This is a genomic window from Streptomyces sp. NPDC058459 (assembly GCF_042721685.1).
GTDB lineage: Bacteria > Actinomycetota > Actinomycetes > Streptomycetales > Streptomycetaceae > Streptomyces.
Genome location: NZ_JBHXLV010000311.1, coordinates 1 through 5179, shown reverse-complemented (window position 1 = coordinate 5179; position 5179 = coordinate 1). Strand labels below are relative to the sequence as shown.

Here is a 5179-nt window from a genome sequence, read left to right as displayed (position 1 = left end):
CCTGACCCGGACCGGGCTGGGGCTTCTCCGCCTCCTCGAGGCGGAGAACGGACGGCGCTCCGTGCTGGTGGTGGCGGACGATTCTCATGTGCTGTCTCCCATGGGGGGTGGGTGGGGTCGAGCCGCGTCGCGGGTGCGCCGCCGTGGCTCCGTCCGGCGATCCCGGCTACATATGCATGTTGTCATGCATTTGGATGTGTGTCCACACCACTTTGCGGAACGCCTGGATTTTTTCGCTCACTTGAAGACCGGCCGGCTGGGGCCCTCGGTCCCGGCCCAGGTGGCCAGGGCCGCGCGCAGACCGTCGGCGGTCTCCTCCGGCGAGGCGTCCTTGTCCACGGCCCAGGCGACGTAACCGTCGGGGCGGACGAGCAGGCCGGCCAGGCCGGGCTCCTGCTCGCACGCGCCGACGACGTGCCGCACGCGGCCGGGCCACGCGATCGGCTCCGCCCACTCCTGGTACACGTCGGAGATCTCCGGGCGTCCGGACAGGTCGAGCAGGGCGAAGGTGCCTCGTCGCAGCAGCTTGGGGAGCGTCACGGCGCCCTCCTCAGTGGTGACGACGAGATCGCGCGCGAAGTCGCCGAGCAGACGGTGCCCGGGACCCGGAACGTCGTAACGGACCCCGACGCCGCTGAGCATCTCGGCGACGTGCCGGTTGACGTCGCTCTTGCGCATCAAGTCCTCGAAGAGTTCGCGCAGCGGAGTGACGTAGGGGTCGGGGTTCATCAGCGCGATCTGCGCCCGGGTGTTGGCCAGCACCTTGCGGGCCGGGGCCTGGCGCTCGCGGTCGTACGTGTCGAGCAGCCCCTCGGGAGCCCAGCCGTTGATGTCGGCGGCGAGCTTCCAGCCGAGGTTGAGGACGTCCTGCAGACCGAGATTGACCCCCTGCCCGCCCACGGGGAAGTGGGTGTGGGCGGCGTCCCCGGCCAGGAAGACGCGCCCCGCGCGGTAACGCTCGGCCTGGCAGGCGGAGTCGGTGAACCAGGACATCCACCGCGGCTCGCTCGCACCGAGGTCGTCACCCCAGATCTCGCGGAGGCTCTCGGTGAACTCCTCGAGCGTCAGCTCGCCGTCCGCCGTGCGCTCCCCGGAGAAGTCGAAGGTGGCGACGCGATGGTAGGTCTCGTCCAGCGGCACGCAGAAGAGCAGGCCGCGATCGGTGCGCTCCATGCCCATCGGGGCCTTGTCCGGGTCGGCGAGGACGACGTCGGCCAGCCGTGCGGTGACCTTGCCGCCGGTACCGGGGAAGGCGATCCCCGCCTCCCGGCGGACCAGACTGCGACCGCCGTCGGCGCCGACGAGGTAGCGGCCGCGCAGGGTGTAGGAGCCCTCGGGGCCCGTGACGTCGACCTCGGCGCCGTCGGCGTCCTGCCGCACGGCGGTCACCTCGTGGCCGCGGCGGATCTCGACGCCGAACTCCCGCGCGCGCTCCTCGAGGAGCCGCTCCGTGCGGTTCTGCTCGGACAGCAGGGCATAGTTCTGGGCGCTGTCGAGCAGCGAGAAGTCGACCCAGACGTCCAGGCCGGCGAAGTGGCCGTTGTCCCAGGAGCGGGCGCCGTCCCTGAAGCGCTCCAGCAGACCGCGGCGGTCCAGCGATTCCAGCGAGCGGGCGTGCAGGCCGAAGGCCTTGGAGTGCGGGGTGCGCTCGGGCAGCCGTTCGAGCACCACGGGCGTGGCCCGGGAGATGCAGAGTTCGGAGGCGAGCAGCATGCCCACCGGGCCCCCGCCGACGATGAGGACGTCGAAGTCGAAGTCCTGGGTGTCCGGCATGGAAGTCCTTCCAGAGGAGGAGATATTGCTTTGAATCTGTGTGCATGTAATTATGCACACGCTTGCTAACATACACATGCTCGCTTGCTGGTATCAGCCGGACCTAGGATGGGGACATGGAGACTTCGACCAGGCCGACGAGCACCCCGCTTCCGTCCGGACGCGGACCGCTCGCCGCAGCCGACCCCCTGGACGCGGTTGGCCCCGCCTTCTCGCGACTGCGCCGCGCCTCCGCGCTCAACGCCGAGACGACGGTTTCCCGCAAGGACATGACCCGGACCCTCGTCCTCAACATCGTCGAAGAGGGGCCCGAGGAGGACGGTCAGGAGATCACCGTCGGAGTCGTGGCGGAGCGGCTGGCCGTGGACCCCTCGGTCGCCAGCCGCATGGTCACGGACTGCATCTCCGCGGGGTACCTGATCCGCGCCGCCTCCCAGCAGGACGGGCGCCGCACCATTCTTCAGCTGACCGACGAGGGCGTGGCCATGCTGGCCGCCTTCCGCCGCCATCAGCGGGCCGCGTTCGAGTTCATCACCCAGGACTGGCCCGAGGGCGAACGCCTGCAGTTCGCCCGCCTGCTGATCAAGTACGTGGACTCCGTGGCCGAGGCCCGGCACAGCCCCGCGGAGGGCTGACCGACCGGGCCCCACGCCGCTCAGCGTGCCAGTACGCGGCGCAGTGCCGAGGTGAGGGCGGAGACCTGGCCGTCGGCGGCAACGGCGCCCCGGCTGCGCCAGGCGACGACTCCGTCCGGACGCACCAGCACGGCCCCGCCGGCCGACGTGCCGTAGGCGTCGGCCCACCTGCCGTCGGGGTCCGCGAGGCCGTCGCTTCCGTCCGCCGTGACACTGTGGACGTCGAGCGCGACGCCCAGCTCCGCCCGCGCTGCCCGCGCCGCCTCCGTCCAGGATCTCCCGTCCGCCCCCGTCAGCAGGACGAAACCGGCACCGAACAGGTCCAGCGTCGCCAGCGGTGCGCCGTCCCGCTCCAGCACCACGTACGGGGCGCGGGTGCCGGGCTGGGCGGACAGGGTGCGCGGATCGCTGGTCAGCGGCAGCGCGCCGGCGTCCTCCTCGGCGACGAAGGCGCCGGCGGGGTACGCCTGCCCCATGGTCACGGTCATCGCGTCGTCGGTGGCGGCCCGCTGCTCCTCGGTCGCCGTGCCGGAACGCAACGCCAGCTGGAGCGAGCCCTGCCGCGCGGTGTACAGCCCGACCGGGTGGCGCTCCTGCTGGTAGGTGTCGACCAGACCGGCCCCGGCGGTGCCGTCGAGCACCAGGGCGAGCTTCCAGGCCAGGTTGAAGGCATCGGCCATGCCCGTATTGGCGCCGTAGCCGCCGGTGGGCGGGATCTGGTGGGCGGCGTCCCCGGCGAGGAGCACCCGGCCGGCGACGAAGCGTTCGGCCACGAGTTCGGCCATGTCCCAGGGGAAGCGGGAGCGCACGGTGACCTCGACCGTGTCCGAGCCGATGGCCGCGCGGACCAGTTCGGCGCAGCGGGCGTCGGTGAAGTCCTCCAGGCTCTCGCCCCGGTCCGGGTCGTAGCCCACGATCAGCGTGCCCTCGGTGAGGGTGTCGTCGTGCACCAGGATGCCGGTGACCGTGTCGTTCTTGACGTGGACGACGCTGTAGCGGCGCTCGCCCAGGACCGCCGCGAAGTCCGCGCCGAAGGCGATGCTGACGTGGCGCGAGAGCACCCCGCGGCCTTCCCGCCGGATGCCGAGCGTCTCGCGCACGGTGCTGCGCGGGCCGTCCGCCGCCACGAGGTAGTCGGCGCGCACGGTGCTCTCCACGCCGTCCGAGTCTCGCGTGACGGCGGTGACGCCGTCGTCGTCCTGGGTGAAGGAGACCAGCTCGGTGCCGAACCGGAGGTCGGCGCCGAGTTCCGCGGCCCGCGCGCGCAGGAGGGGCTCGAGCCGGTCCTGCGGCAGCAGCAGCAGTTTGGCGGGGGTCAGGTCGAGCAGCTCGTCACCGCCCTCGAGTTCCTCCTTGCTGAAGAGCACCTCACCGGCCAGCGAGACCACCCCGGCGCGGGTCCGGTGCTTCTCGAAACCGGCCGCCGCGGTCTTGGCCGCCTCCTCGACGCCGGCCGTGCGCAGCAGTTCGGCGGTGCGCGGGTAGTAGCCGACGGCACGGGGGTGGATGGAGGTGCCCGGGTGGCGTTCGACCAGGACGCAGGGCACGTTGTGACGCGCGAGGAACATCGCCGTCGAGAGGCCGACGAGGCTTCCGCCGGCGATCAGTACACGTGTGCTGCTGGTACTCACAAGTAACCTCTCTCGCAGTTGCCGGTTCGTGCCGGATCGTGGCAGGGGCTCCTACAGTCCGGCTCGAACCGGGATCGAGCCGTCAGCAGGGAAGGGCGTACGTGGACCAGGAGCTGTCGGCGCGGAATCCGAGGCGCCTGTTCAGGGCGACGATCGGGGTGTTCCGCACGTCGTTCCACGCCTGCACCAGCGCCAGGTGCTCGTTGTCGTCGGCGGCCCAGGACAGCACGTGCGCCTTGAGCCAGGTACCGAGACCGCGACGGCGCCGGCCGGCGAGGACGAGCGTCTCGCCCGTGTCCGCCATCGGGCTGTCCCGCACCAGGAGGGTGGCGTACCCGCAGATCTCGTCGCTGTCCTCGGCGAGGGCGGCGCTCACGTACTGCCGGTGTCCGGTCCTCCCGGCTTCCGCCTCGCGGGAACGCACGTCGTCGGCGGTGGGCCTGCGTATCCCGGCCTGGCCGTTGACGGACGCGTCCAGGGTGCCCCAGGCGCGGGCGTAGGACTCGATGAGCTCGGCGGGGCAGTGATCCCGCCAGTGCACCAGGCGGTGCCCGCCCACCGTCCGGCCGGCCAGTTCGGCGAGCCCGGTCCGGACCGGGCCGCGCACCACCAGACGGTTGCGCAGATTGGTGCCGCGCAGTACCGCCCCGTGCCCGGCGGCGAACGCCTCGGCGGCCGGGGTGTGCGGAGCATCGATCATCAGTGAGCCGCGGCTGCGGCGGCGCAGCTCCGCGCGGGCCGCGGAGACCAGGGCCGTACCCGCGCCGCGCCGTCGGTGGGAGGGGAAGACCCACAGCGATCCGTGGCCCGGACCGTCCGGTGTGCTCTCGTCCAGGCCGAGTTTGACGCAGCCGGCCGGCCGGCCGGCCACGAAGGCCACCAGGACGATCCGGTCGGCGCCGTGCCTGCGTTGCAGCAGCCGGGCCAGCAGGTTCGGCGAGACGGGCGGGTCGCCGGGCAGTTCCAGGCTCATCGTCTCCTGGAACCCGGGCAGGAGCAGCGAGATCGTCGCAGGGTCGTCACCGTCGAGGCTACGGATTTCCATGACTTCCTCCGGCGGGATGTGACGGATACGGACGGGCACGGCCGGAGCCGGCCGGGTGAGGTCGTCGGTGGCCGGACAAGGGCGCCGCACCGCCC

At 72.0% G+C, this 5179-nt stretch carries 4 protein-coding genes; 1 reads left to right on the top strand and 3 read right to left on the bottom strand.

All coding sequences use genetic code 11. The features are described from left to right. Nucleotides 1–237: 237 nt before the first annotated feature. Nucleotides 238–1773 carry an FAD-dependent monooxygenase gene (locus ACFWN1_RS31520; protein ID WP_384369594.1) on the bottom strand — a complete coding sequence of 512 codons (1536 nt, stop codon included), beginning with the start codon at nucleotides 1771–1773 and terminating at the stop codon, nucleotides 238–240. A 116-nt stretch (nucleotides 1774–1889) separates the two neighbouring features. Here ACFWN1_RS31520 and ACFWN1_RS31515 point away from each other — a divergent pair, with 116 nt between their 5' ends. Continuing rightward, nucleotides 1890–2408, top strand: coding sequence for a MarR family winged helix-turn-helix transcriptional regulator (locus ACFWN1_RS31515; protein WP_384369591.1), 519 nt, complete (start codon nucleotides 1890–1892; stop codon nucleotides 2406–2408). Between the two features lie 20 nt (nucleotides 2409–2428). On the opposite strand, the gene ACFWN1_RS31510 is transcribed toward ACFWN1_RS31515, so the two are convergent. Together ACFWN1_RS31510 and ACFWN1_RS31505 are read right to left on the bottom strand one after the other, a co-directional pair. Next, a complete protein-coding gene (locus ACFWN1_RS31510; protein WP_384369588.1) occupies nucleotides 2429–4039 on the bottom strand; it encodes an FAD-dependent oxidoreductase in 1611 nt (536 codons plus the stop codon). 82 nt (nucleotides 4040–4121) lie between these two features. Further along, a partial coding sequence (locus ACFWN1_RS31505) for a GNAT family N-acetyltransferase (RefSeq protein ID WP_384369585.1) occupies nucleotides 4122–5179 on the bottom strand: 1058 nt, incomplete at its 5' end.